A 26240-nucleotide genomic window follows, 5' to 3' on the forward strand; every position below is an offset into this window, starting at 1 on the left:
GCCGGATCGACTCCCTGCGCCCTATCGGGCTAGAAGGTCCTGCAACTCGGCCTCGAAGAGCTTGCCCGGATCGAAGCCCATGCCTGTGAAGTGGCCGGCGAGCTCCAGGGACAGGACGCCGTGGCAGCGTGTCCAGAAGCTGAGGGCTTTGTGCATCACGGCGGTGGGGACGGACTCGTCCGCCCAGTGCCGATGGCTCTCCAGATGCTCGTCGAACGACGTGGCTGGACGGTCCGGAGTCGCCGCCGCACAGGCCCTGAGCAGCACGGACATGATCTCGCCCGAGATGAGGGTGATGTCGTCGGGCGCGTGGTAGCCCGGCACGGGCGTGCCGTAGATGAGGAAGTACCGCTGGGGGTCCTCCAGCGCCCAGCGCCGGAGGGCATGAGCCAGAACGCCCAGGTCGGCCTGCAACGTCGAGGCCGCCCGGACGGTGTCGGCCAGGCTCCGGTAGGCGTCCCGGATGAGCTCGGTGATCAGCTCGTCGCGGTTCGCGAAGTACCGGTACAGCGCCGGCCCGCTCATCCCCATCTGCTTGGCGATCGCGTTCAGCGACAGCGCCGAGGCCCCCGCCGAAGCGATCTGCTCCCAGGCGTGCTGCTTGATCTCCGCCCGCACCTGGGCCCGATACCGCTCCCGCGGAGACGTCGCCCCCTTCTCCACCATGACCCGATCTCCTCCCGCTACACCCCGACGACTTAGTTAGACCCTATCACGCTCCCTATTGACGCTCGCGCTTCCGTCAGCTATACCTTCTAACGCGAGCACTAACTAGTAACTCCCATCAGAACTACCCCCTCTCGCAAGCCGCCCAAGCAGACAACCGAAGACGAACGACGGGTGACGACCAGCCACGGTCGTCACCTGGCAAAGAAGGAGGAGCAGCATGTTCGGAAAGAACGCTTCGACGGGTTCCGCTCTGAGCGGTCAGCGGACGCGGATCGGCGGGACCGCGCTGGCGATCTCGGTTGCCACAGCGGCCGTGCTCGCGAGCGTCGTCCCCGCTGCCCAGGCGTCCGAGCACCATCACGACCGGACACCTCAGTGCCGCGGAGAGAGTGTCGATCCGGCCGCACTCATCCGCTACAAGACGGACGTCTTCATCAAGGCTCCGTTGAGCACCGTCTTCAAGGTGCAGACGGACGTGGAGCGCTGGCCGAGCTGGCAGAAGCCCGTCCTCTCCATGAAGCTCCTCGATCCGGGACACCTTCGACCGGGCTCCCGATTCCGATGGACCACCCCCGCCCCGCCCACCCCCACGACGCCCGCGAGCACGTTGACCATCACGTCCACGGTCGAGCAGATCAAGAAGAACGACTGCATCCTGTGGAGCGGACCCGCGATCGGCGCTGGCGTACGCATCGACCAAGGCGTCCATCTGTGGAAGTTCACCAAGGTCAGAGGCGGTGTCCACGTCCACACCGAGGAGACGTGGACCGGCCGGCAGGTCGAGGCCGACGTCCCCACCGCCCGCCGCCTCCTCGGCGACGGCCTGGAACAGTGGCTCCTCGACCTGAAGGCCACCGCCGAGGCCCGCACCCCCACCCACCCCCGCGTCTGACCCCTCGCCGTCCTGGGCCTAACAAGCCTGAGACACCAGCGCTCGAAGCTGCGTCGGCTCACGCCTAACGCAACTGCTTCCAGCCCCAGCCACGAAAACTGCCGCACGCGGAAGGGGCGCGTCCCCGGGCAGGGCTCTCATTTCGACCAGAGGGAGCGCTACGGGCGGGAAGCCCGAAACGGGCGCGGCCTTCAGAGAGGGGAGAGGAAAGCAGAGAGGGCAAAGGAGGAAAAGCCGGGGAACTGGTCGAACGCGTGTTGGGAGGGTCAGGCGGAGACTGCTCGGGTGCGGCGGAGGAAGTCGAGGACGATGGCGGCGGTCTCGTCGGGGCGTTCGAAGTGCGGTAGGTGGCCTACGCCGTCGAGTAGACGCAGGTCGGCGTGGGGGAAGGTGGAGCGCAGGACATTCTCTGGTGGCATCGGAGTGATGGGATCCTGGCGTCCCCAGACGATCTGGACGGGCGTGCCGCTCGCGTCCAGGAACCGGTACAGGAACTCGGCGCCGTGGATCGGGACGTTGCTCAGCGCGGACAGCAGGCTGCGCTTGAAACCCTGGTAGCGCAGCTCGGGCAGGAGACGTGCCTGGACGCGCGCCACCACGCGCGGGTCGCGGGAGTAGCCGGGAAGGCGTGACTTCAAGGCCCGGTCGCCGGTCAACCGGAAGAACGGGAGGCCGACTCCCGGCAGCAGCGAGAGCCGCAGGCCGCGACTCAGCGGAGTCGCGAACCCGTCGGGCGAGACGAGGCACACGCCGGCGACCCGCTCGGGATGCCGGATCGCGAACTCGGCCGCGATCGGGCCGCCGAACGCGAGCGCGACGAGGGTCACCGGACGGTCGACACCGAGCGCGTCCAGCAGGTCGAGCATCTGCTCCTCGAACAGCGCCTGGTCGTGGACGATCTCGGGCCGGTCGCTGAAGCCGATGCCGTACCGGTCGAAACGGATGGTCCGATATCCGGCGCGGACGAGCCGCTCGAACAGCTCGTCCCACACCCAGAGCGACAGCGTCGCGCCCGGCACGAGCAGGACCGGATCACCGGTTTCGGGCCCGTCCACCATGACGTGCGTCGTGCCGTGCCGGAGCCGGACGAACGACCCGGGCGCGCCCTGCCGGGCTCGGGCGTCCATCGGGACCGTCTCGCCACGCCGGCTCAGCAGGACGGGAAGGGCGATCGCCGCGCCGGCGAGCGCGAGTCCGGAACGGAGGCTCATCGGATGCCACTCCTTCACAGGGGACCGGTACATTAATGACCAGCGGTCAGTCGAATGACCGCTGGTCAGTCTGCGTCACTGACCGCCGGTCAGTCAAGGTGAGCGAAGGGATGTCCATGAGCGAGAACCCGGCGTCCACACGGAAGCGCGTGCTCAAACCGGCCGAGGAGCGCCGCGCCGACCTGCTCGACGCCGCCCTGGAGGTCTTCGCCGAACGAGGCGTCACCGACGCGACCGTCAACGACATCACCAGCCGCGCACAGGTCGCGAAAGGCACCTTCTACCTGTACTTCTCCGCCAAGGAACAGGTCGTGGCCGCCCTATGGGAGAGGTACGTGCTCGGCTACCTGGACCTGGCCGAGGGCGTCCTCAACGACCGGCGGCCCGGACGAGACTGGGTCAACGTCCTCGGCGAGCTCCTGCGACGGCTGATCGACCACGCCATGGAGCACGTCGACCTGCACCGGACCGTCTACGGATCCGCCGACGCCAAAGCGCTGGCCCTCTGCGCGGAAACCAACCAGCGCGTCATCGACCTGCTGGCCGAAGCCATCGGACGCGGCATGGACGCCGGAGTGCTCCGCCGAGGCAACGCCCAGGTCTTCGCCCGCATCCTCTACCACGGCGCCCACGCGACCCTGCACGACATGATCTCCGGCGCCGCGTCCTACAACCCGGCCGACGTCGTGACCGCCGTCGAGACCATCGTCCAACGCACCCTCGCCAACGACTGACGAACCGTGGCACCTGACCGATGACGTCAACGTGCTAGCCCGAGACGGCGAGCACTCCCACCAGCCCGACCAGTTCGCCGACATGGCCAACTGACCTGCCCCAGCCCCACCCCTCGATGACACCAGCATCCGAGGACGTCGCCCAGCGCTCAGGCCGTAAGCACGCGCAGATTGCGCCACCAGCGGCAAGACCGCCCTCGCCGCCGAGCGGCACGAGCAGCAATGGCACGAGTGGGAGCGCCCCAGGCAGAACAAGCTTTCGCAGCGACGCCCCGCACACCGATCCCTGACGGGGCAACGCGCACAACGCGCCCCCCGCACAACGCAACCCGCGCAGGGACAGCGCGCACAACGCAACCCCCGCATAGCGCAGGCGCGCAGCGCAGGCGCGCACAACGCAACCCGCGCGCAGCGCAGGGCGCGCAGCGCAGGGCGCGCAGCGCAGGGCGCGCAGCGCAGGGCGCGCAGCGCAGGGCGCGCAGCGCGCGGCCGCGCGCACGAAGGGCCCCCGCAGGGGCGATGCCCCGAAGGGGCGAGGACTAGCGGTATCCGCCACCCCGGATGAGAGTGGACCCATGGAGAGCAAGCAGACCGCCCGACACCAGCCACAAGGGGGGCGTGGGGGGCGGCAGCCCCCCACATCGGGGGTCCGGGGGTCGCCCCCCGGGAAAAACGACGAAGGAGCAGCAGCCCGCGCCTTCCGCGGGCACACTGCTCCCAGATCCGAAGTGGGCGAGGAGGGATTTGAACCCTCACATCCTTTCGGACACACGGACCTGAACCGTGCGCGTCTGCCGTTCCGCCACCCGCCCCGGGTGATGCCCCCGTTTCCGGGTGCAGGAAGAGATTAGCACGGTTCACGGGGTGGTTCGGCAACCGGATACTTCTAGCGAACCTTGACACCGATACGATCGTCTACCAGTGGGGAAGGGAGGTGCCCGTGGGCGTCATTCAGCGCTTCGAGCGGAGGCTCGAGGGCATGGTCGAAGGTGCCTTCGCCCGGGCGTTCAAGTCCGAGCTCCAGCCGGTCGAGGTGGCCAGTGCCGTGCAGCGCGAGATGGACGACCGGGCCGCGATCGTCGCGGCGGGCCGCACCCTGGTGCCGAACGACTTCGTCGTCGAGATCTCGCAGCAGGACGGCCAGCGGCTCCAGGTGTACGCCGACAGTCTGAGCCAGGAGCTCGCGAACCTCGCCCGCGAGTACGCGAAGGAGCAGGGGTACTCCTTCGTGGGGCCGGTCCGGGTGCGCTTCGAGAACGCCGACGACCTGGCCACGGGCATGTTCCGGATCCGGTCCGGGGTCATCCGCGGCTCGACGGTGGAGGGCGGGGAGATCCGCCGGCCGCCGTCGGACTATCCGCGGGCGCCCGGTGGCGCGTTCGGGGGGAACCCGCGGCTGCTGGTCACGACGGCCGTGGACAACGGCCCGGCGCACCAGAGCACCTACGAGGTCAACACTCCGGTCACGCTCCTCGGGCGCGGCACGGACTGCGACCTTCGTTTGGTGGATCCGGGGGTTTCGCGGCACCATGCCGAGATCCGTGTAGAAGGTCCCGAGATCGTGCTCGTCGATCTAGGGTCGACCAACGGTTCCTTCGTCAACGGTCAGCCGATCCGGCGGGTCACCCTCGTCGACGGCAGCCGTGTGACGATGGGGCGCACCACACTCGTGTTCCGCCGCGATAGGGAGTAACCCCGACTCCGATGTCCGACTTCACCCTCACGCTGATCAAGCTGGCGTTCCTCGCGGTGCTCTGGCTTTTCGTCATCGCGGCCGTCGGAGTGATCCGCGCCGACCTGTTCGGGTCGAAGGCCGCGGCGAAGGCCGCCTCGCGGGCGGCGAACCGGGCCGCGCGGGCCGTCCAGCAGCGGCCGCCCAAGGCCGCCGCACGGCCGCCGCAGGGGGTGCCGCAGGGCGCTCCGCAGGGGCCGCCGCCACGTGGGGGCCAGCGGGGCGGCGGGGCGCCCACCAAGCTCGTGGTCGTCCAGGGCGAGCGGACCGGAACCGTCATCGACCTCACCGGCGTACCGATCACCATCGGCCGGGCGAATGACTCCACGCTGGTGGTGACCGACGACTACGCTTCGAGCCGACATGCCCGGCTTTACGCGCAGGACGGTCAGTGGATCGTGGAAGATCTCGGTTCGACCAATGGGACCTATCTGGGCCGCACGAAGGTGACCCGGCCGATGCCGGTGCCGCCGGGCGTCCCGATCCGTATCGGCAAGACCGTGATCGAGCTGCGCAAATGACTCTGGGAATCCGCTACGCCGCCCGGTCCGACGTGGGCATGCTGCGTGAGGGCAACGAGGACTCGGGCTACGCGGGCGCGCACCTGCTCGCGGTCGCCGACGGCATGGGCGGCCACGTCGGCGGGGAGATCGCCAGCGCCGCGGCGATCTCCGAGATCCGCAAGCTCGACAAGGCGATGCCGGCGTCCGAGCTGCTGGCGGCGCTGGAGCACACGGTCAAGACGGCGAACGAGAACCTGCACCGGATCGTCGAGTCGGACCCGGCGCTCCAGGGCATGGGCACCACGCTGACCGCGATGCTGTGGGCGGGCAACCAGATCGCGCTGGTGCACATCGGCGACTCGCGCGCCTACCTGCTGCGCGACGGCAGCCTGTTCCAGATCACGCACGACCACACGCTGGTGCAGTCGCTGGTCGACGAGGGCCGGATCAGCCCGGACGAGGCGGCCTCGCACCCGCAGCGCTCGCTGCTGCTGCGCGCGATGGACGGACGCGGCGAGATCGACCCGGACCTGTCGCTGCGCGAGGCCAAGCCGGGCGACCGCTACCTGCTGTGCTCCGACGGCCTGTCCACGGTGGTCACCGCCGAGACGATCTTCCAGGTGCTGACCGAGGCGGACGAGCCGGACCAGGCCGTCCGGCAGCTGATCGACCTGGCGAACCGCGGCGGTGGCCCGGACAACATCACCTGCGTCTGCGCGGACGTCGTCGAGTTCGGCAACCAGCCTCCGCCGCCCGCGCCCGGACGGCCCGTCGGCGCGGCGGCGAGCGCGGCCCCGCCGCAGCTTCCGGGCGACCCGAGCGGTTCCGGCGGCCCCGGCGTGCCCGGCGGCCCGGCCGGTGCGGGCGGCGGTCCGGGCGGTCCCGGTGACACTCCGGCCAGCCGCGCGGCGCAGCTCCGCGACACGATGCCGCAGCCGCCGGTCGCGGTGGACGAGATGCCGCCGCCGATGCACCATCCGGGCGGTCCGCAGGGCGGTGCCGGTTCGACCGGCCCGCAGGCCACCGTCCCGGACCCCCGCTACCAGGAGCAGCATCCCTACGCCGCTGCCGAGCAGGAGTTCCAGCCCGCGGGACGCCGCGAGCGCCGCGCCGCCAAGCGCGCCGGACGCGGCCCGCGCCGCTGGCTCTGGCTGGTCGTCGTGGCGGGCGTGTTCGTCGTCGCCGTCGTCGGCGGCGGGGTGTTCTTCGTCCAGACCGCGCGCAGCGGCTACTACGTCGGCGAGCAGGACGGGAACGTCGTGCTGTACCGCGGCACCACGCAGAAGATGCCGCTGATCAGCCTGTCCCGCAAGGCCGACCAGCAGCCGAACCCGCCGATCAAAGTGTCGGACCTGCCGCAGGACCGCGCCCAGGCCGTCCGCGCGACGTACACGGTGAAGGGCCCGGCGGCGCTGGACGACCTGGCCAGGGCGGTGTGCAGGTACAGCCTGCGCGACGAGGGCGGGAAGGTCGCGGTCCGCTTCGGCGTCGACCAGAACGACTGCACGCCGAAGACCGTCCAGCCGGGCGAGATCCCCGTCGCGGAGCTGCCGGCCTCCGACCAGGTCGCCGTCCGGGACGGGAAGTACTCGTTCATCGGCGAGGCCGCGGCGACCAAGAAGATCGCCGACCTGACCGCTCGGGTGGCGCAGTGCCGCGGCGCGCACCCGACGATCAAGGACTGCCCCGCGCCGTCGAGGGGCAGGTCGTAACGCATGCACGCACTCGGGGAGCAGATCAGGGCGCAGATCCCGTACCAGCGCCGCAACGCGGCCTCGCTGGCGCTGCTGGTGTTCGCCATGGTGCTGACGCTGGCCGCGTTCGCCGAGGTCGGCCTCGCCCGGGACGGTTCGATCCCGGGCGGCCTGTTCGCCTACGGCGGCGGCCTGGTCGTCCTCGCGCTGATCGCCTACGCCGCGCAGCTGCGCTTCGCGCCGTTCGCCGACCCGCTGCTGCTGCCGCTGGCGGTGGCGCTGAACGGCATCGGCCTGGCCATGATCTACCGGCTCGACCTCGACACCAGCGCCGACCGCAAGGCCGCCGAGATCGCCGGCAAGAAGGTGATCAAGGACGCGGCGGACGCGCCGGGCCAGCTGATATGGACGTTCGTCGGGATCGCGCTGTTCGTCGTCGCGATCATCATCATGCGCGACACCACCAAGCCCGACGCGAAGCTGTCGTTCACGCCGAAGACCGCGCAGCGCTACACCTACCTGATCGGCCTCGGCGCGATCATCATGCTGCTGCTGCCGATCGTGCCGGGCGTCGGCGCGGAGATCAACGGCGCGCGGGTGTGGATCAGCGTCGGCGGGTTCTCGGTGCAGCCGGGCGAGTTCGCCAAGCTGCTGCTGGTCGCGTTCTTCGCCGGATACCTGGTGAACAAGCGGCAGGCGATGTCGCTGATCGGCAAGAAGATCGGCCCGCTGTCGCTGCCGCGCGCCCGCGACCTCGGCCCGATCGTGGTGATCTGGCTGTTCTGCCTGGGCGTCCTGTTCATGCAGAAGGACCTCGGCACCGCGCTGCTGTACTTCGGACTGTTCGTGTCGATGGTGTACATCGCGACGCAGCGGGTGTCCTGGGTGATGATCGGTGTCGGCCTGCTGGCCGTCGGGGTGTTCGTCGTCACCCTGCTGCCGTTCATGGCGCACGTGAACCAGCGCATCGACATCTGGCAGAACCCCAAGCCGTACTTCGACGGCGGCTGCCTGATGCACAACGGCAAGGTCGTCCCGGTCAACCCGAACACCGACATCTTCAAGCAGGCCAAGGACACCCTGGAGGCCCGGGCCAAGCAGGAGGAGGCGGCGGGGCAGGCGGCCAAGGCCAAGCAGACCCGACTGATCGCCCCCGGTTACTGGGCCTGCGCGAAGATGGGCGGCGACTACTCCGACAGCGCCCAGCTGATGAAGGGCATGTTCGCGCTCGGCCAGGGCGGCGTGCTCGGTACCGGCCTCGGGCAGGGCAAGCCGTGGCTGACGCCGCTGTCGTTCAGCGACTTCATCTTCGACTCGGTGGGCGAGGAGCTCGGCCTCACCGGGTTGATGACGCTGCTGCTGATGTACGCGCTGATCGTCCAGCGCGGGATGAAGACCGCCGTCGCCGCGCGGGACCCGTACCTCAAGCTGTTCGCCGGCGGTGTCTCGTTCGTCCTGGCGCTCCAGGTGTTCGTGATCGTCGGCGGCGTCACCAGGCTGATCCCGCTGACGGGTCTGACCACGCCGTTCCTGTCCCAGGGCGGGTCGTCGCTGATGGCCAACTGGATCCTCATCGCGATCCTGGTCCGGATGAGCCACGACGCCCGCAAGCCCGCTCCGCAGGCCATCCAGGACGAGGGGATGACCCAGATCGTGAGCCTTCGATGACCTCCGGCCCCCGGCGCCGCGTCCTCCCCCGGCGCCTCGACGTCTCCCGGTGCCCCGTCGTCTCCCGGTGCCCCGTCGTCTCCCGGTGCCCCGACGTCCCGCGGCACTCGCACCGTCCCGGGCGTCCTGCGCGTCCGGACCGCCTCGTCCGCCCCCGTTCCCGGAGCTTCCCCCGGCCCCGCCTTTCCCGTAGCCCCCAAGCCCCCCAGCGAGGAGAAGCCGCGTCGTGAACATGGACAAGCCGGTCCGGCGGGTCGCCGTGTTCGCCCTGCTGCTGTTCTTCGGGCTGATGGCCCAGGTGAACTATGTGCAGGGCAGCCAGGCCGACAACCTGCGGAACGACCCGAACAACACGCGCAAGATCTCCGACGTGTTCAACAACCCGCGGGGGCAGATCACCGCCGGCGGCGAGGTGCTCGTCTGGTCCACGCCGACCGGCAAGGACAGCCCCAAGTACGGCCGCAACTACAAGGACGGCAAGGACTTCTCGCCGGTCACCGGGTACTTCAACGGCGGCGCGTCCAAGGTGGAGCTGGCCTACAACAGCCTGCTCGCGGGCACCGACAAGCGGATCACCCACCAGCGCTGGTTCGACCAGTTCATCGGCAAGAAGCCCGAGGGCGGCAACGTCGACCTGAGCATCGACCCGAAGGCGCAGCGGACCGCCTACGAGCAGCTGAAGAACGGGACCTCCCGGCGGTCCGGCGCGGCGGTCGTGGACATCAAGACCGGCGCGGTGAAGGTGCTGGCGTCCAACGCGACCTTCGACCCGAACGAGGTCGCGCCGCAGCTCGGCGAGAAGGGCGGGAAGCGGCTCAACGAGCTGGACAAGGCGCCCGGCACGATCAAGCCGCTGATCGACAACGCGATGAGCCAGACGTTCCCGCCCGGCTCGTCCTTCAAGATCGTCGTCGCCGCGCTCGGCATGGAGGAGCTCGGCCTGAACGAGGACTCGACCGTCCAGTCCGGCCAGCTCCGGCTCCCCGAGTCGGGCCAGCTGCTGCCGAACTCGCACGACGGCGGGAGCTGCGCGGGCACCGCGTCGCTGAAGGGCGCGTTCGCCGAGTCCTGCAACACCACGTTCGGCAAGATGGCGCTCGACCTCACGATCGACAAGCTCAGCCAGGGCGCCTCCAGGTTCGGGTTCGGGCAGAGCGTCCAGCTCGAACCGCAGATGAAGGCCGCCAAGAGCGACGTCCCGATCGCGATCACCGACCTGCAGACCGGCAAGTCCATCCCCACCGGCAAGGACGGCACCGCCCGGTCCGGCATCGGCCAGGAGAACGTCCGCGCGACCCCGCTGCAGATGGCGATGGTCGCCGAGGCGGTCGCCAACGGCGGCAAGATCATGAAGCCGTACGTGGTGCAGCGCGCCACCGCCAAGGACCAGTCCGAGGTCTACAAGGCGAACCCGCAGGTCTTCTCGCAGGCCATGAAGTCGGACACGGCCCACCAGCTGCAGGACATGATGCGCGCCGTGGTGTCGGAGGGCACCGCGAAGAACCTGCAGGGCGACGACATCGCCGGCAAGACCGGCACCGCCGAGCAGGGCGACGGCAACCCGAACGCCCGCTGGTTCGTCGGGTTCGGCCCGGTCGACCACCCGCGCTACGCGTTCGCCGTGGTCAGCGAGGGCGACGGGGACGGCGCGCACGGCGCCGGCCCCATCGCGGCCGCCATCATGCGGGCGGTGATGAAGAAGTGAGCACGGGTACCCTCACGGGGAGCCAGGACGGGGCACGTCCCCGCCCGGCCGGGACGCCACCCGGCCGGAGCGGGTCCGCGCGCCCCGGCCGGAGCGCGGTGCTCCCCCCGGGCGAGGTCCGCCTCGGCCGGGCCCGGACGCGCCACGACTCCGTCAACTCCGAGCCGGGCTCCGCCGCGTCCGCGCGGCGGGCGGCTAGGTTCGGAGGACAGGGTGACGACGTACGAGGGAATGTGCACAGATGAGTCAACCTCGGCTGCTCGGCGGCCGCTACGAGCTGGAGTCCGTGATCGGGCGCGGCGGGATGGCCGAGGTCTACCGCGCCCGTGACCTGCGGCTCGACCGGGTCGTCGCGGTCAAGACCCTGCGGTCGGACCTGGCCCGCGATCCCACCTTCCAGGCCCGCTTCCGGCGCGAGGCGCAGTCCGCGGCCTCCCTGAACCACCCGTCGGTGATCGCCGTGTACGACACCGGCGAGGACACCATCGGCGACACCCAGATCCCGTACATCGTCATGGAGTACGTGGACGGGTTCACCCTGCGCGACCTGCTGCGCGAGAACCGGGCGCTGCTGCCGCAGAAGGCGCTGGAGATCGTCGACGGCATCCTGCTCGCCCTGGACTACAGTCACCGCGGCGGCATCGTCCACCGCGACATCAAACCGGCCAACGTGATGCTGACCCGGCAGCACGAGGTCAAGGTCATGGACTTCGGCATCGCCCGCGCCATGGCCGACTCGGCGTCCACGATGACCCAGACCGCCCAGGTCATCGGCACCGCGCAGTACCTGTCGCCCGAGCAGGCGCGGGGCGAGCGGGTGGACGCCCGCAGCGACATCTACTCGACCGGCTGCGTGCTGTACGAGCTGCTGACCGGACGGCCGCCGTTCACCGGCGACTCCCCGGTCGCGATCGCCTACCAGCACGTCCGGGAGGAGCCGACGCCGCCGTCGCAGATCGATCCGGACATCCCGCAGTGGGCGGACGCGATCGTCCTGAAGGCGATGGCGAAGGACCCGGCGAACCGGTACCAGAACGCGGGGGAGTTCCGGCAGGAGATCCAGCGGGCCCTGCACGGGCAGCCGGTGTCGTCGACCGCCGCGTCCACGATGATGATGGGCGCCGCGCCGACGGCCGTCCAGCAGCCGCAGCACACCCAGGTCATGGGCGCCACGCAGGTGCAGCGGCCGGACAACTACGACCTCCCGCCCGTCCAGTACGGCGACTACCGGCAGGACGGCGACTACGACCGCGACCACGGGCGCGGCGGCGGACGCGGCGGCAAGGCGGCCGCCTGGATCGGCGCCGTGGTGGCCGTGCTCGGCGTCGCGGCGCTGGTCGGCTACCTCCTCGCGCCGGGCGGCGGCAAGGACGAGGTCAAGGTCGCGACCGTCGCCAACATGAGCGTGCAGGACGCCACCAAGGCCCTCCAGGACCAGGGCTTCACCGTCGCCCCGGACGCCAAGAAGGAGTACAGCAACGACGTCGACAAGGGGAAGGTCATCAAGACCGACCCGGTCGAGGGCACGACGCTGAAGAAGGGCGCGACGGTCACCCTCTTCGTGTCCCGGGGGCCGGAGCCGCCGAAGAAGGTCGAGGTCCCGGACGTCAGCAGCCAGCCGGAGGGCGACGCCAAGCAGACGCTGGAAGGCCGCGGCTTCAAGGTGGACATCCAGCGGATCCCGTCCACCGACGTCCAGCAGGGCATGGCCGTGAAGACCGACCCGAAGGCCGGGGAGCAGGTCGCCCCGAACTCGCAGGTCACCCTGTACATCTCCACCGGCCCGCAGGACGTCGCGGTGCCGAACCTCCAGCGCCTGCCGAAGGACGTGGCGTGCAAGCGGCTCCGGGCGCTGCACCTGACCTGCGTCGTCCAGGAGCAGCCGTCGCCGGACGCCACGATCCCGCCGGGCTCGGTGTGGAACGTCAGCCCGGCACCGGGCACGAAGCTGCCGTCCGGATCGTCGGTGACGATCATCGTGACGCCCAAGCAGCAGCAGCCCCCGCCGACCACCGGCCCGCCGGACCCGAACCACCCGACGGGCGACCAGCCCCAGCAGTGACCTCTCGATGACGAAGGCCCGGCCTCTCCCCTTGGAGTAGCCGGGCCTTCGTCGCGTCTCTGGAGTTCAAAGCCTGAAGCCCTGGGGGCCGGGCTTGCCCGAGGCTGGGCTTGGAACGGGGCTGAGCGCGGACCGGGCTGAGCACGGACCGGGCTGAGCTTGGAAGCGCCCGGGCATGGAAGAGGGCCTCCGCCACTCGGGGGCAATGGCGGAAGCCCTCTCGCTATGGTCTTCGTACCCGGAGGTATCGGCGTTACATACGTCACTCAGAATTTTCTCCTCATACCGCCCGCGTGCCGGTCAACCGGCCTCTTCGCAGCTCGCGAGCCAGTTCCGGAGCAGGCGGTGGCCGCATGCGGACAGCACCGATTCGGGGTGGAACTGAACGCCCTCCACCGGGGCCGTCCGGTGCCGTAGGCCCATCACGACGCCGTCCGGAGTCCTGGCGGTCACGTCCAGCTCGTCCGGCGGCACGGTCTCCGGACGGACGGCCAGCGAGTGGTAGCGCGTCGCCGTGAACGGGCTCGGCAGCCCCGCGAACACGCCCGCGCCGTCATGCTCGATCGGGCTGGTCTCCCCGTGGACGACCCGGGGCGCCCGGTCGATCGTCGCGCCGAAGACATGCCCGATCACCTGATGTCCCAGGCAGACGCCGAGCAGCGGGGTGCCGCGCCGCACGGCGTCCCAGACGAGGTCGAGGCTGACGCCGGCGTCCGCCGGATGGCCGGGGCCAGGACTGATGAGGACGCCGTCGACGTCGCGGGCGTCCGCGGGGGAGACGTCCTCGCGTTCGGCGACCCGGCAGTCCGCGCCCAGCTCGCGCAGGTACTGGACGATCGTGAAGACGAAACTGTCGTGGTTGTCCACGACGAGAACACGCACCTCTCCATTCTCGCCGCAATCCCCACAAGACGACGAACGACGGCGCTACCTCGTAAGCGGAGCGTAATCTCTCGGCACCCCTCCGAGATGGAAAGGCTCTCGATGCAGTTTCTCGCGCTCCTCTCAGGCGTACCGCTCGTCCTCTCCGGCGTCGGCGGTGCGTCCGGCGTGTCGGCCGTATCCGGCGTGTCCGGGTACGGCGCGTTCCGGTACGACGACGTCCGCGGGCTCTCCGGCTACGGCTACTGGGGGCCGCCGCACGGCATGGGCCACGAGTACCTGAAGCTCAAGGTGTGCGCGCGGGACATCCGCCCGGACGGACGCGCCGTCCGGATGACCGTCGCGCTGAAGGAGCCCGGCACGCCGACGACCATCTACGTGAACGCCGTGAACCACCACGGCGTCGGCTCGGCGGTCTGCTCGACCCTGGTCAGCCTGGGCGCGGACTGGATGTTCGCGCGCGGCGGCACCATCGACCGCCACGGTGTCTACCGGCCGGGCCCCTGGCACCGCCTCCGCTGACCCCTCACCGCCGTCCGGCCGGGGCGCTTCCGTTGGGCTTCCGCCGCCGTCCGGCCGGGCCTCTGGCGCCGCTTTCGCTGGGCTTCCGCCCGCCTTCCGGCCGGGCCTCTGGCGCCGCTTTCGCTGGGTTTCCGCCCACCTTCCGGCCGGGGCGCGGCTTCTTGCGCGTCCCGGCGCCGGCGTCCTCGCCCGCCGCTCGGACGGGGGCGGGCTCAGCGGCCGGACGGCGTGGCCGCGGGGGTGGTGGCCGGATCGCCGTTCATCACGCCGTGGTCGAACTGGATCTTCGGCTCGACCCACGGGAACACCGCGTACCAGAGGATGGCGGCGACCACGAGGACGAGCCCGGCGGCGATCGCGATCTTCACCGGCCGCTCGCCGGGGAGCAGCCGCCAGATCAGCGCGTACATGCCCTGGTCCTCCTACTTTCCGGTGACACGGGGGTACTGGGCGGCCAGCTCGCCGAAGACGATCAGGCGCTCGGCCGCCGAGTACATCGGGTGGCAGGTGGTGAGCGTGATCATCCGCTTGCTGGGCCGCTGCCCCGGATGGAACGGCACCGGCGCGGTGACCTGGACGTCCGTCGGGTCCACGACGCGCCGGGTGGTGACCTTGTAGACGTACTTGCCGTCCCGGGTGTCGACGTCGATCTCGTCGCCCGGCTTCAGCTCGCCGATGCGGTTGAACGGCGCGGAGTAGGTCGTCCGGTGGCCGGAGACGACGAAGTTGCCGACCTCGCCGGGCAGCTGCGTGCCGGGGTAGTGGCCGGGGCCCTTGCGCAGGTCCGCCAGCGACACGCCCTCGATCACCACGTAGTGGTAGGACTTCCCGAACTTCGGAATCCGGATCATCGCCAGGCCCTTGCCCAGCTTCACCCGCTCGGTCGTTACCTGCCCGGCGGACGGCCCGGACGCCCAGGAGCGCATCATCTCCTTGCCGAGCCTGTCCTGCTGCTCGTGCGTGTAGCGGCCCGTCCCCCACAGCTCGTAGGTCACGAACAGCAGCAGCACCAGACCCGCGGTGATGCACAGCTCCCCCAGGCCGCGGATCAGCACCCGCACCGCCCTGCTCCTTCCCGCTCCGCCGGGCAGCGTCAGCCCGGAGGCCCGCCTCCGGCCGTGTCGTCGCCGGCGTCCGGCGGCACCGTGGCGTGCTTCATCGCCACGTTCCCGGTGTAGGCGGGCAGCGTGACCCGCCGGACCGTCCGCACGGACCAGCCGAGGCCGTACGCGCGCACGTACCGCCGGTACACCGTGATCGCGGGGGAGGCGTCCAGCGCGGCGCGGAGCCGGTCCGGGTCGCCGACGGCCGTGATCCGGAACGGCGGCGAGTACACCACCCCCTGCAGGATCAGCGTATTGCCCACGCACCGGACGGCGCTGGTCCCGATGACGCGTTGGTCCATAATTTGCATGCCCCGCGCGCCGCCCGCCCACAGGGCGTTCACGACGGCCTGCACGTCCGCCTGGTGGACGACCAGGTCGTCCGGGCCCGCCCCGGCGGGGGACGAACCGCGCGGCGCGTCGTCCAGGATGACCCGGACGGCGTCCCCTCCCACGGGCGTCATCCCGGCGAGCGCGGCGAGCCTGTCGGCGTCCGCCTGGGCCTGGTGGACGCGCGCGTCGGCGCGTCCGGCGGCGCGGGACAGCCCGTCCACCTCGCGGCGCAGCCGGTCGTAGCGGGCGCGTTCGCCCAGCGTGCGGCGCTGCTCGGCGGTGATGAGCTCGGTGATCCGGGTCCGTCCGGTGTCGCGCAGGTCGGTGCCGCGGGCCGTGCTCGCGCTCGCCGCGAACAGGGCTCCCGCCAGAACCGTGAGAGCTGGGATGATGCTTCCCCACGCTCGACGCCGTACGCTGCTCACCAGCGACTACGCTAACCGACAATCCACCCATGCGCGGACCGGTGCTCCGGCCGACCGCCCGAGGAGACAGAACCCACCGTGGCCAAGTCCAAAGTGCGCAAGAAGGCCGTCTACACGCCGCCGCAGAAGTCCAAGGCGCCCGAGGTCAGCCCCCGCTGGCTCGCGCCCACGATGGTGGCGCTCTGGCTGGTCGGCCTGGCCTGGATCGCCGTCTACTACGTCACCGCCGCCACCGGCGTCGACGTGCCCCTGATGAGCGATCTGAAGAGCTGGAACCTGCTGATCGGCTTCGTGGCGATCATCCTGGGAGTCGGCCTCTCCACCAAGTGGCGCTGACCCTTACCCGGTTCCGCCGCGCCTGAATCCACGAAAGTTTTCCACAGGCTGGGGACAATCGCTCGTCCCCCATCCCCATCCCCAGCCGCCTGTCGGCCGCGATCCGCCTCAGGAGACGCGGCCCGTACGCATGCCCGAAAACTGTTTATGGCCTCTCTCGCGCGCGACTCAGGATGAGCCGTTCCAGGCCATGGACGGCTCGGGAGCCGCGCGAACGAGTCGCGCGGCGTGCGGGGTGCGGGGTGCGGGGTGCGGGGCGTGGGCTCAGGTGAGGCCGTTGGTGACGTCGGCGGTGAAGGTGGCGGCCTTGATCACGATGAGCGCGACGAAGAGCGCGAGGACGGCGGCGGGGGCCGCGATGTGCAGCCAGCGCCGGCGGACGGCCGGGGCGTAGGCGTACACGAAGGCCACGGCCAGGCCGGTCACGAGACCGCCGACGTGCCCCTCCCAGGAGATGCCGCTCACCGAGAACGTGAAGATCAGGTTGATGGCCAGCAGGAACAGGATGGGGCCGGTGGGCGCGCCGCTGCGGCGCGCGACCACGAAGAACGCCCCGAACAGGCCGAAGATCGCACCGGACGCGCCGACCGCGCCGGTGTAGGGCGCGACGAGCAGCAGCAGGACGTTCCCGCCCAGACCGGCCAGGAGGTACAGCGAGAGGAACCGGGCGCGGCCCAGCGCCATCTCCAGCGGCGGCCCCAGCACGTACAGCGCCCACATGTTCAGCAGGATGTGCGCGAACCCGAAGCTCCCGCCGCTCGGCTCCTGGTGCAGGAACATGGAGGTGACCAGCCGGTACCACTCGCCGTCCAGGACGCCGGCGGTGAGCGTGCCGTCCGGGCGGGTCCAGGCGCCGAGCATCATCAGGTCCGGGACGACCCGCTTCGAGGCGATCTCGCCGATGTAGGCGAGCACGCACACCGCGATCAGCGCGTAGGTGATCACGGGCTGGTCGGACGGCCGCCGGGACAGCACGGCCGCGCGGGGCCTGCGGACCGTCCGGTTCCCGCCCGCGACGCAGTCCGGGCACTGGTGGCCGACCGCCGCGTCCCGCATGCAGTCGGGGCAGATGTGCCGGTCGCACCGGTTGCAGCGGAGATGGGCCTCCCTGCCCGGGTGCCGGTAGCAGGTGGGGACCGGCGGCTCGGGGGCGCGTTGCGGGTCGGTGCTCATCGTGGCGGCTCCGTGGGACCTGGGCTGCGGCGGGCCGGCCCGCGCGCGGACCGGTCGGTCTGGGGACGGTCCCGTTCCGCCCGGACCGGGACCGTCTCCCCTACCTAGTCTTACGACTGGCGCCGCTCGATCGTCACCGACTCGATGACGACATCGTCCTTCGGCCGGTCCATCTGGCCGGTCGGGACCTTGGAGATCTCGTCCACCACGCCGGTGCCCTCGATCACCTTGCCGAAGATCGTGTGCCGCCCGGTCAGGTGCCGGGTGTGCTCCACGTTGGTGGTGATGAAGAACTGCGAGCCGTTGGTGCCCGGTCCGGCGTTCGCCATGGCCAGCAGGTACGGCCGGTCGAACTTGAGGTCGGGGTGGAACTCGTCCTCGAACTCGTAGCCGGGGCCGCCGGTGCCGCGTCCGAGCGGGTCGCCGCCCTGGATCATGAAGCCGTCGATCACCCGGTGGAAGATCGTCCCGGCGTAGAGGGAGGTACCGGTCTTGTCCTCGCCCGTCGCGGGGTGCCGCCACGGCTTGGACCCCTCGGCCAGGCCGACGAAGTTGGCCACCGTCTTCGGCGCCTTGTCCGGGTACAGCTGGATTACGATCTTGCCCTTGTTGGTGTTCAGCGTCGCAAAGGTTTCCTCAGCCACGCGGGCCGCCTCCTCGTCGAGATGCTTGCGTCTGAGCTGGTCACGGCACGTGTCCTGGCCGCGTTCCTGCCTACCCTGGGTCATTGCTTGATCACTCTCCCAGGGTTTACCTCCCGCTGCAGGGGAAGGCTGCCTGACAGGACCTCGCAAACAGGGAGGTTAGCGTGTCCCTAAAGATGAGTATCCGCCGGAAGCCGCGCCAGGAGGTCACCACGCGGCTCGACCGTGCGCAGGTCGCGTTCCGCCAGGGCCTCTCGGCCTGCCGCGACAACGCGTCGGTGGCGGCGGAGCGGATCGGCCCGGCGGCGCGGCAGAGCCGCGACATGGCCGCCGAGCGTGTGCTGGCCGCCCGGGGCTGGAGCGCCCCACGGTTGGCGCAAGCAGCCAGGTATGTGGAGTCTGACCTGGGCCCCAGGGTGAGCGGCATGCTCACCGACACGGCCCACCGCCTCGAGCCGCCCCGTCCGCGTCGGCGAGGACGTGGCGCGATGGTGGCCATGCTCGCGGGAGTGACGGCCGCCGGTCTGGCCGGCGTCGTCCTCACCCGCCGCAACGCCGCCCAGACGGCCCAGTTGATGACGGACGAGTCGAGCTCCGAACCGGCCGACTCCCAGATCGACCAGGTCCCGTCCAAGACCAACTGACCCGGCACACGCCGACCACCAGGAAGAGGACCCGCCCACCGGCGGGTCCTCCTTCTACCCTCGGCCCCAGCCGGCTTGCCCCACCCCCCGACGCGACAAGACGCCCCCTCACCAACGCGCGTCCGCCCGCCGCGTCCGCCCGCCGCGCCTTCGACCGAATCACGTTCGCCTGCTATGCGGGGTTAACGGACCGGGCATAGCTACCAACCGGTACCGTGGCGCCATGTCGCCGACTCCGCGTCCACTTGGGCAGCAGCTCGCCGGGCTCCTCAAGCGCAAAGCCCGCCAGGGCATGCACACGGCCGTGCAACGCGGCTGGGAGTGGATCCAACGGCACGGTGAGATCACGCCCGAGACTCCGGGCCGCCGCCGCTTCGCCTACCTCGGCGAGGGCGTGTGCATCGGCTTCCCGGTCGGCGCGATCTACGGCGAGCCGTGGATCTCCATCGGCGACCACACCCTGGTCGGCACCCACGTGACGATCTCCGCCGGCTTCGTCCCCGGCCTCGACCTGGGCCCGGACGTCATCGTGAAGATCGGCGGCAGTTGCTCCCTGGGCCGCGGCACCCACATCGTCGGCCACCAGTCGATCGAGATCGGCGACGACGTCTTCACCGGCCCGAACGTCTACATCACGGACCAGAACCACACCTACGCCGACCTCGACATGCCCGTCGGCCGCCAATGGCCGGAGAACAACCCGGTCGTCATCGGCTCCGGCTGCTGGATCGGCACCGGGGCGATCATCCTCCCCGGCACCCGCCTCGGCCGGAACGTCGCCGTCGCGGGCGGCGCCGTGGTCCGCGGCGAGTTCCCCGACCACTCCGTGATCGGCGGCGTCCCCGCCAAGATCCTCCGCAGCCACACCCCCGAGAAAGGCTGGCAACCTCCTCTCCGCAACCAGCCCCTCATCTCGCTGGACGAGCTGGCCGCCCTCTCCGTCGACGGCATGGAGGGCCTCCAACTCCTCCAGGACAAACTCCGCAAGTCCGCTCCTGCTCCCGCTCCCGACCCGGCCCACGAAGAGGCCAGCTAGCCCACACGCAAGCCCCCCAGCCGACCCCACCAAAGCCCAACCCCCACAAGGCCCCGCTCTCGACCTCCAAGGACGGCGCCCGCCGCCCCCAATCCCCCCTTGCCAAGCGCTCCCTGCGTGCACGAGCCCTGAGCGGCAAGGCTTGAGGGGCCGCACACCGTTGGAAGAGCGGCCGCGACGGTTGCCACTATTGCAACCGCGATTGGACGGGGCGGCCTGGGGACGCCTTCGCTGGTGCGTGACGTGGGCGATAAATGCTTTGTGGACGGGAGGCGGGGATGAATAGCCTCGGCTCCATGTGTTGCGCGTTCGCGGCCGCTGCCGCGTACATGAGGACTCGCCGCCGGTAGCGGCGGTTCGACCTCTTCGGGTTTTCCGCCGCTTCAGCACCGACTGGACAAGCTGGGCGGCGTCTCATGCTGCCCGGGTCGCCTGCGAAGCCCGGAGCTCCTTTCTTGCGCACTCATGGCGCCGGCCGTCACGAGCACGGCCAGAACTTCCTCACCGATCGTCGTGTCATCGCCTCCTTCGTTGATCTCGTGTCCCGTACGGACGGGCCGATTCTCGAGTTCGGGGCGGGTGATGGGGCGCTCACCCTTCCCCTGGAGCGGCTCGGCCGCCCGTTGACCGCCGTCGAGATCGATCGACGGCACGCCTTCAGACTCAAGCGCCTGGCCGCTTCCGCCACCGAGGTCGTGCGCGGCGACTTCCTGCGGTACCGCCTGCCGGACGGGCCGTGCGTGCTGGTCGGCAACCTGCCGTTCCACCTCACGACCTCCGTGCTGCGCCGGATCCTGCATGCGGACGGCTGGACGAGCGCCGTCCTTCTGGTGCAGTGGGAGGTCGCGCGGCGGCGGGCGGCGGTTGGGGGCGCGACGCTGATGACCGCCCAGTGGTGGCCGTGGTATGAGTTCTCGCTCGTCCAGCGCGTTCCGGCCGCCGCGTTCACGCCTCGTCCGGACGTGGACGGCGGCCTGATGACGATCGACCGGCGGGACCGTCCGCTCGTCCGGATCGAGCAGCGCGCGTCCTACCAGGCGTTCGTGCACCGGGTCTTCACGGGGAAGGGACGAGGACTCCGCCAGATCCTCACCCGGGCCGTGCCCGCCGCGACGAGGTCAGAGATCATCCAGTGGCTGGACGGACGGCCGCACCTCGCGACGGCACTGCCCCGCGATCTCACCGCCGACCAGTGGGCCGAGCTCCATGCCTTGATCACCTCCCGTCCGTTCCGGAGCCGGCGGGTGCCGCTCCACGACGACTGACGGGATCCATCCTCGGCGCCGGCCTCGGCCATCGAAAACCGAACGCCGCTCTGTGGATAACTCGTGCATCGGCCTCACAAAAGCGGACGGGCCGCTGACACCGATCGGTGTCAGCGGCCCGTCCAGGCTGCTCTGGTGAGCGGGTGAGACTCAGTTGAAGCGCGCGCGGCGGCGGTCGGCGCTGCCCTCGCGACGGGGACCACCGTAGGAGCCGCTGTGACGGCCCGTTCCGCGCGGCCCACCGCCCCGGCGGTCGCCGGAGAAGCCGTGCTCGCCGCGCGAGCCCCGGCCGCCCTCACGGCGGTCGCCCGAGAAGCTACCGCCTCGGCGATCACCCTCGAAGTTCCGGTCGCGGTGGTCGCCGCCGTGCGGACGGTCACCCCGGTAGCCGCCTTCACGGCGGTCGTCCCGGAAACCACGGTCCTCGCGGGGGCCATTGTCGCGTCGGCCCTCGCCGAACCCGCGCTCGCCACGGTCGTCGTTGCGGCGGAATCCGTCGCCACGAGACTCGTTGCTACGGCGGTTACCGTCGAAGCCACGGTCCTTACGGCGATCGCCGTTGAACTCGCGGTCACCGCGATTTCCGTTGTCCTGGCCTCCGCCACGGCGCTCGCCACCGAAATCACCGTCGCGGCGGTAGGAGCCCTCGGAACGACCCTCGCGCTCGTAGCCACGACGTCCGCCGTCCTCGCGGAAGCGGCGCTGGCCGCCGTTGTAGCGGCCCCGTCGGCCCCGGCCGCCCGCCTCACGACGCGGACGCTCGGGGATGACCGGCCCCTCGATCGGCACACCGGACGGCTCGCGCGCGCCCGTGAGACGGACCAGCTGGTCGTCGCCGGACGTGACGCGGTGCTTGGGCGCTTCGATGCCCGCGCGACGGGTCATCGCCGAAGTCGAGCGCACCTGGTGCGGCAGGACGAGCGTGACGACGGTGCCCTTCTCGCCCGCGCGCGCGGTGCGTCCGGCACGGTGCATGTAGTCCTTGTGGTCGGCCGGCGGGTCCACGTGCATGACGAGGGTGATGCCGTCGACGTGGATGCCGCGCGCGGCGACGTCCGTGGCCACGAGGACGTCGAACGTGCCCTCGTGGAACTCGGCGATCGTGCGCGTGCGGAGGCCCTGGGACTTGCCGCCGTGCAGGCCCGCCGCGCGCACACCGGCCTGGGTGAGCTGCTTGGCGAGCCGGTCCACGCCGTGCTTGGTGCGGGCGAACAGGATCGTCCGTCCCTCACGGTTGGCGATCTCGGCGGTGATGGCCGCCTTCTCCTTGGGCGCGACCAGGAGGAGGTGGTGGTCCATCGTGTCGACGGACTCGTCCACCGGCCCGATCGCGTGGGTCACCGGGTCGTTCAGGTAGCGCCGGACGAGGACGTCCACGTCGTTGTCCAGGGTGGCGGAGAACAGCAGGCGCTGCCCGCCCGGACGGGCCTCGTCCAGGATGTCGGTGACGTCCGGCAGGAAGCCCATGTCGGCCATGTGGTCCGCCTCGTCCAGCACGACCATCTCGAGGTCGGACAGGTCGGCGGCGCCCTGGCGCATCAGGTCCTTGAGGCGGCCCGGGGTGGCGACGATGATCTCCACGCCGCGGCGCAGCGCGTCGATCTGCTTGAACATCGACGTCTGGCCGATGACGGTCTTGAAGTGCAGGCCGAGGGAGCGCCCGAGGGGCTCCAGGTTGGTCACGACCTGCTGGGCGAGTTCGCGCGTGGGCACGAGGATGAGCCCGAGCGGACGGCGCGCCTCGGCGCGGCGGCCCTCCAGGCGCGCGAGCATCGGCAGGCCGAAGGCCAGGGTCTTGCCCGAGCCCGTCTTGCCGCGGCCGAGGACGTCGCGTCCGGCCATGACGTCCGGGATCGCGGCGGCCTGGATGGGGAACGGCGACTCGATGCCCTGGCGGGCGAGCGCCGCGACGAGCGGCTCCGGCAGGCCGAGCTCGGCGAAGCCGGGTTGTGCCTCGACCCTCGCGGTGTCCGCGATGTCCTCCGCAGGGGTGGACGGGGCATGGGCAGCAGAAACGTCGGTCACGCAATACCTTCCGAGAGGGGGCGCGTCTCGGGAGGCACCACAGAGGCCGGGGAGGCGGCCGTGATTCGTGCGCTGCAAGGACGAGCCAGTCGTGACGCCGCCACTGTTCGGGCGGGCGTCATAAGAGTGATTTGTTCATCCTAACGTCGAGGGGCCCCCTGCTTATGCCCATCCTGAACGGACACTCTCGCCACACGCGCCACTTCGTCCGGGTCTGTGCGGATGTGCGCAGGAAGATCGCGATGCCGTCCTCGTCCTCGCGGGGCGGTGGTGCCGAGGGTCGGCCTCGACCGAATTAGGAAGCCTTGGAGGGGCCGGACGGCCGCCGGACCGTTGGGACAGTCCGCTGCTGTAGCCGTGCCGACACTCATACAAGAAGCACACGATACATCACGCGAAGTTATCCACAGAACGGCCGTCGGCTGGCGGTGCGTCGGGGCGGCGGCGACGATGGACGGGTGGCCCGGCGCCGAGCCTGTCGTTCCGGCAGGTGAGCGTGCCGGCGGCCACGTCGATCGCCGCGCCTGTGCCCCGCGTCCGCTCTAGGGGGTAGACGGACACGGGGCGCAGGTCGCGGCCCTCGGAGCGCCGATTCCGCCGGATTCATCCGACGCTCCGACCGGCCCGCGGCTTCCATGCACCACTTCAGGCGAAGAGGCGACCTTTTCGCTCCGTCCTCGAAAGGAGGCGATACGGAGGATCAGACCGAAGCTCAGGCGCAGGCTCGGCCGCAAGCCCGGGTTCAAGGCCGGGGCCAAGCTCGCGTGCAGCTCCGCCCTGGCTCACGGGCAGACCCAAGCTGAGCGCGGCGCCACGCCCAGGGCGGCGCCAGGCTCAGCGCGGGACCAGGCTCAGGGCAAGGCCAGGATCCCCGCGGACTAGGGGTCAGCGCGTAACACGGTCAGGACGGATCGGGGCGATTGCGGGCCAGGGTCAGCGCGAAGCACGGTCAGCGCGGGGCCAGGGTCAGCAGGCACAGGTGATGCCGACGACCGGAGCGGTCAACGGGTCAGGAGAACGACGGCTGACACCGGCGGCGGTCTCGACCGGGTACCCCTCGCGGGCCCAGTACTCGAACCCGCCGATCATCTCCTTGACCCGGTACCCGAGCCGGGCGAGCTCCAGCGCGGACTTCGCACCGCCGTTGCAGCCGGGTCCCCAGCAGTAAACGACCACGAGCGCGTCCCGATCGAGCACCTCTTCGTGACGGGCGGCGATCTCCGGACGGGGAAGGTGCACGGCCCCCGCGACGTGCCCCATGTCCCATGCCTCACGAGCCCGCGAGTCCACCACGACGATCTGCTCCGTCCCGTCCTGCATCTGGGCGAACAGGTCCGAAGGGTCGGTCTCGAAGGCCAGCCGTGCAGCGAAGAACTGCGCAGCAGCGTTCTCGGTCTGAATCTCGGTGGTGCTCAAGGTCATCTCCTTCGTGGGTTTTACAAAGGTCGAAATGCGCCGACTACACCGCTGAGTGAGCTGGCTCGGGCCTGGGCTGGCGCGGGCCCGGGCTGGCGTGGGCCCGGGCTGGCTCGGGCTTGGGCTGCCGCGGCAGCTCGGGCTGGCGTGGGCCTGGGCTGGCGTGAGTCAAGGCTTGATCAGTAGGTGGGCCCCACGGAGAGGGTGGGGCCAGGGCGGCGGTGGGGCGGCGCTTGGCTGGGGACGGGCGGACGTGGTGAGAGTGGTGGGGACCGTGGCGAGGGCTTCGAGGGTTGGAGACGAGAGTGCGAGAGGGGGCTCGTGAGCTGCTGACATGTAGATGTTCTGCGATCGGCGACTGAGGCGACAGTGGCACGAATGCCGTTGTTCGTTAAGATCTGGCCATGATCGAGCTTGTGTCGGGGCGTAGGCATCGGGTTGCGGTGTTGGCCTTCGATGGGATGTCGCCGTTCGAACTCGGCGCGGTCGTCGAGGTGCTCGGGCTGCCTCGGCCCGAGTTGGACGTGCCTTGGTATGACCTGCGCGTATGCGGGCTCGAGCCGGGGCCGTTGCGGATGGTCGGCGGGTTCGCCATGACGGCCGATCACGGTCTGGAGGAGTTCGCCGCCGCCGACACTGTGATCGTCGTCGCGGTGCCCGATGTCCGGGGCGAGGTGCCGGGGCCTCTCGTGGACGCGTTGCGGGCGGCGCATGAGCGCGGCGCTCGCGTGGTGTCGAACTGCTCCGGTGCGTTCGCCTTGGCCGCCGCGGGGTTGCTCGACGGCCGGTCCGCCACGACGCACTGGCAGTATGCCGACCTGCTACGGCGCCGGTATCCGAAGATCGACGTTACGCCGGACGTGCTCTATGTGGACGGCGACGACGTGATCACGGGCGCGGGGAGCGCTGCCGTCCTCGATCTGTGCCTGCATCTCGTCCGCAAGGACCACGGCGCGCGGATCGCGAACGCCGTCGCGCGGCGGCTCGTCGTTCCACCTCATCGGGAGGGAGGGCAGGCCCAGTTCGTCGCGGCCGCCGTTCCGGAGCCGGCGGCGGACGACGCCGTGGCCCGCGCGATGGACTACGCCCTGGCGAACCTTGCCAGCCCGCTGACGATCGCCGACCTGGCGCGGATCGCCTGCCTCGCGCCTAGAACCTTCATCCGCCACTTCAATCGGCAGACCGGGACGAGCCCGCTCCGCTGGGTCCTGCACCAGCGGATCATGGCCAGCCTGCCGCTCCTGGAGGACGGCTCCACCCCGGTGGAGAAGATCGCCGCCGCGGTGGGGTTCGACAGCCCGGCGACCTTCCGCCACCACTTCTCCCGGATCATGTGCACGTCTCCCTCCGCCTACCGGAACACCTTCCGCACCGGAGCCGCGTAGGAGCAGCCCGCGCCGGGCGGTGGCTCTGAGCCCGCGCCGACGGTGGCTCTGGTGGGCCGGTTTCACCGCTGGTTGGAGCAGGAACGGCGAGGGTAGATCGCGGCTATGGGGGCCGGGGGAGTCGGAGCCGTCTCGCGGGCGGGTGCCGTCCGTAAGCGGTCTTGGCTGCGGGTTCTGGGTT

General features: G+C 70.6%; 24 protein-coding genes and 1 tRNA gene. 14 read left to right on the forward strand and 11 right to left on the reverse strand.

Annotated elements, in window-relative coordinates; all coding sequences use genetic code 11:
• Positions 1 to 21: 21 nt before the first annotated feature.
• Positions 22 to 666 carry a TetR/AcrR family transcriptional regulator gene (locus ACFPCY_RS15290; protein ID WP_378255572.1) on the reverse strand — a complete coding sequence of 215 codons (645 nt, stop codon included), beginning with the start codon at positions 664 to 666 and terminating at the stop codon, positions 22 to 24.
• A 220-nt stretch (positions 667 to 886) separates the two neighbouring features.
• Here ACFPCY_RS15290 and ACFPCY_RS15295 point away from each other — a divergent pair, with 220 nt between their 5' ends.
• A complete protein-coding gene (locus ACFPCY_RS15295; RefSeq protein WP_378255574.1) occupies positions 887 to 1561 on the forward strand; it encodes an SRPBCC family protein in 675 nt (224 codons plus the stop codon).
• Between the two features lie 266 nt (positions 1562 to 1827).
• Here the strand turns inward: ACFPCY_RS15295 and ACFPCY_RS15300 are convergent, their stop codons facing one another.
• Positions 1828 to 2772, reverse strand: a complete 945-nt coding sequence (locus ACFPCY_RS15300; RefSeq protein WP_378255576.1) for an alpha/beta fold hydrolase — start codon at positions 2770 to 2772, stop codon at positions 1828 to 1830.
• Positions 2773 to 2888: 116 nt separating this feature from the next.
• Here ACFPCY_RS15300 and ACFPCY_RS15305 point away from each other — a divergent pair, with 116 nt between their 5' ends.
• On the forward strand, positions 2889 to 3506 hold the full coding sequence (locus ACFPCY_RS15305) for a TetR/AcrR family transcriptional regulator (RefSeq protein ID WP_378255578.1): 618 nt from the start codon (positions 2889 to 2891) through the stop codon (positions 3504 to 3506).
• Between the two features lie 729 nt (positions 3507 to 4235).
• Here the strand turns inward: ACFPCY_RS15305 and ACFPCY_RS15310 are convergent.
• Positions 4236 to 4318, reverse strand: a tRNA-Leu gene (locus ACFPCY_RS15310).
• 128 nt (positions 4319 to 4446) lie between these two features.
• On the opposite strand from ACFPCY_RS15310, the gene ACFPCY_RS15315 reads away from it, so the two are divergent.
• The 6 genes from ACFPCY_RS15315 to pknB all read left to right on the forward strand — a co-directional run bounded on the left by ACFPCY_RS15315 (position 4447) and on the right by pknB (position 12870).
• Positions 4447 to 5199: an FhaA domain-containing protein gene (locus ACFPCY_RS15315; RefSeq protein ID WP_378255580.1), complete on the forward strand. Its 753-nt coding sequence runs from the start codon at positions 4447 to 4449 to the stop codon at positions 5197 to 5199.
• Between the two features lie 11 nt (positions 5200 to 5210).
• Complete coding sequence (locus ACFPCY_RS15320; RefSeq protein ID WP_378255582.1) at positions 5211 to 5759, forward strand: FHA domain-containing protein FhaB/FipA; 549 nt, start codon at positions 5211 to 5213, stop codon at positions 5757 to 5759.
• Positions 5756 to 7453 carry a Stp1/IreP family PP2C-type Ser/Thr phosphatase gene (locus ACFPCY_RS15325; protein ID WP_378255584.1) on the forward strand — a complete coding sequence of 566 codons (1698 nt, stop codon included), beginning with the start codon at positions 5756 to 5758 and terminating at the stop codon, positions 7451 to 7453. The genes ACFPCY_RS15320 and ACFPCY_RS15325 overlap by 4 nt, the downstream gene beginning before the upstream one ends.
• Before the next feature lie 3 nt (positions 7454 to 7456).
• The gene (locus ACFPCY_RS15330) at positions 7457 to 9103 is read left to right on the forward strand and encodes an FtsW/RodA/SpoVE family cell cycle protein (RefSeq protein WP_378255586.1); all 1647 of its coding nucleotides are present in this window, start codon (positions 7457 to 7459) and stop codon (positions 9101 to 9103) included.
• A 232-nt stretch (positions 9104 to 9335) separates the two neighbouring features.
• Complete coding sequence (locus tag ACFPCY_RS15335) at positions 9336 to 10808, forward strand: peptidoglycan D,D-transpeptidase FtsI family protein (protein ID WP_378256432.1); 1473 nt, start codon at positions 9336 to 9338, stop codon at positions 10806 to 10808.
• A 241-nt stretch (positions 10809 to 11049) separates the two neighbouring features.
• Entirely contained in the window at positions 11050 to 12870 is a 1821-nt protein-coding gene (gene pknB / locus ACFPCY_RS15340; protein WP_378255588.1) for a Stk1 family PASTA domain-containing Ser/Thr kinase, read from the forward strand.
• A gap of 300 nt (positions 12871 to 13170) precedes the next feature.
• On the opposite strand, the gene ACFPCY_RS15345 is transcribed toward pknB, so the two are convergent.
• Positions 13171 to 13752, reverse strand: a complete 582-nt coding sequence (locus tag ACFPCY_RS15345; RefSeq protein ID WP_378255590.1) for an anthranilate synthase component II — start codon at positions 13750 to 13752, stop codon at positions 13171 to 13173.
• 102 nt (positions 13753 to 13854) lie between these two features.
• Between ACFPCY_RS15345 and ACFPCY_RS15350 the strand changes: the two genes are divergently transcribed.
• Positions 13855 to 14274, forward strand: a complete 420-nt coding sequence (locus ACFPCY_RS15350) for a hypothetical protein (RefSeq protein ID WP_378255592.1) — start codon at positions 13855 to 13857, stop codon at positions 14272 to 14274.
• A 212-nt stretch (positions 14275 to 14486) separates the two neighbouring features.
• Here ACFPCY_RS15350 and ACFPCY_RS15355 read toward each other — a convergent pair whose 3' ends face one another.
• Genes ACFPCY_RS15355 through ACFPCY_RS15365 form a run of 3 tightly spaced genes read right to left on the reverse strand, consistent with a single transcriptional unit; the run spans position 14487 to position 16135 of the window.
• Positions 14487 to 14684 (reverse strand): hypothetical protein, encoded by a 198-nt coding sequence (locus tag ACFPCY_RS15355; protein ID WP_378255594.1) that lies wholly within the window; start codon positions 14682 to 14684, stop codon positions 14487 to 14489.
• Between the two features lie 12 nt (positions 14685 to 14696).
• Complete coding sequence (locus tag ACFPCY_RS15360; RefSeq protein WP_378255596.1) at positions 14697 to 15335, reverse strand: class E sortase; 639 nt, start codon at positions 15333 to 15335, stop codon at positions 14697 to 14699.
• Between the two features lie 32 nt (positions 15336 to 15367).
• Positions 15368 to 16135 (reverse strand): DUF881 domain-containing protein, encoded by a 768-nt coding sequence (locus ACFPCY_RS15365; protein ID WP_378255598.1) that lies wholly within the window; start codon positions 16133 to 16135, stop codon positions 15368 to 15370.
• Positions 16136 to 16213: 78 nt separating this feature from the next.
• Between ACFPCY_RS15365 and ACFPCY_RS15370 the strand changes: the two genes are divergently transcribed.
• Positions 16214 to 16471, forward strand: a complete 258-nt coding sequence (locus tag ACFPCY_RS15370) for a cell division protein CrgA (protein ID WP_378255599.1) — start codon at positions 16214 to 16216, stop codon at positions 16469 to 16471.
• A 264-nt stretch (positions 16472 to 16735) separates the two neighbouring features.
• On the opposite strand, the gene ACFPCY_RS15375 is transcribed toward ACFPCY_RS15370, so the two are convergent.
• Positions 16736 to 17644 (reverse strand): rhomboid family intramembrane serine protease, encoded by a 909-nt coding sequence (locus ACFPCY_RS15375; RefSeq protein ID WP_378255601.1) that lies wholly within the window; start codon positions 17642 to 17644, stop codon positions 16736 to 16738.
• Positions 17645 to 17754: 110 nt separating this feature from the next.
• Entirely contained in the window at positions 17755 to 18288 is a 534-nt protein-coding gene (locus ACFPCY_RS15380) for a peptidylprolyl isomerase (RefSeq protein ID WP_378255603.1), read from the reverse strand.
• Between the two features lie 176 nt (positions 18289 to 18464).
• On the opposite strand from ACFPCY_RS15380, the gene ACFPCY_RS15385 reads away from it, so the two are divergent.
• The 3 genes from ACFPCY_RS15385 (at position 18465) to erm (ending at position 21233) form a co-directional block, all read left to right on the forward strand.
• Positions 18465 to 18932 (forward strand): hypothetical protein, encoded by a 468-nt coding sequence (locus ACFPCY_RS15385; protein WP_378255605.1) that lies wholly within the window; start codon positions 18465 to 18467, stop codon positions 18930 to 18932.
• A 223-nt stretch (positions 18933 to 19155) separates the two neighbouring features.
• Positions 19156 to 19968 carry an acyltransferase gene (locus tag ACFPCY_RS15390; protein WP_378255607.1) on the forward strand — a complete coding sequence of 271 codons (813 nt, stop codon included), beginning with the start codon at positions 19156 to 19158 and terminating at the stop codon, positions 19966 to 19968.
• Between the two features lie 416 nt (positions 19969 to 20384).
• The gene (erm, locus tag ACFPCY_RS15395; RefSeq protein ID WP_378255609.1) at positions 20385 to 21233 is read left to right on the forward strand and encodes a 23S ribosomal RNA methyltransferase Erm; all 849 of its coding nucleotides are present in this window, start codon (positions 20385 to 20387) and stop codon (positions 21231 to 21233) included.
• Between the two features lie 150 nt (positions 21234 to 21383).
• Here erm and ACFPCY_RS15400 read toward each other — a convergent pair whose 3' ends face one another.
• A complete protein-coding gene (locus ACFPCY_RS15400) occupies positions 21384 to 23258 on the reverse strand; it encodes a DEAD/DEAH box helicase (RefSeq protein ID WP_378255611.1) in 1875 nt (624 codons plus the stop codon).
• Between the two features lie 966 nt (positions 23259 to 24224).
• Positions 24225 to 24680, reverse strand: coding sequence for a rhodanese-like domain-containing protein (locus tag ACFPCY_RS15405; RefSeq protein WP_378255613.1), 456 nt, complete (start codon positions 24678 to 24680; stop codon positions 24225 to 24227).
• Positions 24681 to 25078: 398 nt separating this feature from the next.
• Here ACFPCY_RS15405 and ACFPCY_RS15410 point away from each other — a divergent pair, with 398 nt between their 5' ends.
• On the forward strand, positions 25079 to 26059 hold the full coding sequence (locus tag ACFPCY_RS15410) for a helix-turn-helix domain-containing protein (RefSeq protein ID WP_378255615.1): 981 nt from the start codon (positions 25079 to 25081) through the stop codon (positions 26057 to 26059).
• Positions 26060 to 26240: the final 181 nt, after the last annotated feature.

The sequence above is a fragment of the Actinomadura gamaensis genome, from assembly GCF_042652125.1.
Taxonomy (GTDB): Bacteria; Actinomycetota; Actinomycetes; order Streptosporangiales; family Streptosporangiaceae; genus Spirillospora; species Spirillospora gamaensis.

Excerpts from the sequence above, each read along its gene's own strand:
- ACFPCY_RS15290 (WP_378255572.1), bottom strand. The coding sequence starts at position 666 with ATGGTGGAGAAGGGGGCGACGTCTCCGCGGGAGCGGTATCGGGCCCAG.
- ACFPCY_RS15295 (WP_378255574.1), top strand. The coding sequence starts at position 887 with ATGTTCGGAAAGAACGCTTCGACGGGTTCCGCTCTGAGCGGTCAGCGG.
- ACFPCY_RS15300 (WP_378255576.1), bottom strand. The coding sequence starts at position 2,772 with ATGAGCCTCCGTTCCGGACTCGCGCTCGCCGGCGCGGCGATCGCCCTT.
- ACFPCY_RS15320 (WP_378255582.1), top strand. The coding sequence starts at position 5,211 with ATGTCCGACTTCACCCTCACGCTGATCAAGCTGGCGTTCCTCGCGGTG.
- ACFPCY_RS15410 (WP_378255615.1), top strand. The coding sequence starts at position 25,079 with ATGATCGAGCTTGTGTCGGGGCGTAGGCATCGGGTTGCGGTGTTGGCC.
- pknB (WP_378255588.1), top strand. The coding sequence starts at position 11,050 with ATGAGTCAACCTCGGCTGCTCGGCGGCCGCTACGAGCTGGAGTCCGTG.
- ACFPCY_RS15330 (WP_378255586.1), top strand. The coding sequence starts at position 7,457 with ATGCACGCACTCGGGGAGCAGATCAGGGCGCAGATCCCGTACCAGCGC.
- ACFPCY_RS15305 (WP_378255578.1), top strand. The coding sequence starts at position 2,889 with ATGAGCGAGAACCCGGCGTCCACACGGAAGCGCGTGCTCAAACCGGCC.
- ACFPCY_RS15355 (WP_378255594.1), bottom strand. The coding sequence starts at position 14,684 with ATGTACGCGCTGATCTGGCGGCTGCTCCCCGGCGAGCGGCCGGTGAAG.
- erm (WP_378255609.1), top strand. The coding sequence starts at position 20,385 with ATGCTGCCCGGGTCGCCTGCGAAGCCCGGAGCTCCTTTCTTGCGCACT.
- ACFPCY_RS15405 (WP_378255613.1), bottom strand. The coding sequence starts at position 24,680 with ATGACCTTGAGCACCACCGAGATTCAGACCGAGAACGCTGCTGCGCAG.
- ACFPCY_RS15350 (WP_378255592.1), top strand. The coding sequence starts at position 13,855 with ATGCAGTTTCTCGCGCTCCTCTCAGGCGTACCGCTCGTCCTCTCCGGC.
- ACFPCY_RS15385 (WP_378255605.1), top strand. The coding sequence starts at position 18,465 with ATGAGTATCCGCCGGAAGCCGCGCCAGGAGGTCACCACGCGGCTCGAC.
- ACFPCY_RS15325 (WP_378255584.1), top strand. The coding sequence starts at position 5,756 with ATGACTCTGGGAATCCGCTACGCCGCCCGGTCCGACGTGGGCATGCTG.
- ACFPCY_RS15390 (WP_378255607.1), top strand. The coding sequence starts at position 19,156 with ATGTCGCCGACTCCGCGTCCACTTGGGCAGCAGCTCGCCGGGCTCCTC.
- ACFPCY_RS15335 (WP_378256432.1), top strand. The coding sequence starts at position 9,336 with ATGGACAAGCCGGTCCGGCGGGTCGCCGTGTTCGCCCTGCTGCTGTTC.
- ACFPCY_RS15375 (WP_378255601.1), bottom strand. The coding sequence starts at position 17,644 with ATGAGCACCGACCCGCAACGCGCCCCCGAGCCGCCGGTCCCCACCTGC.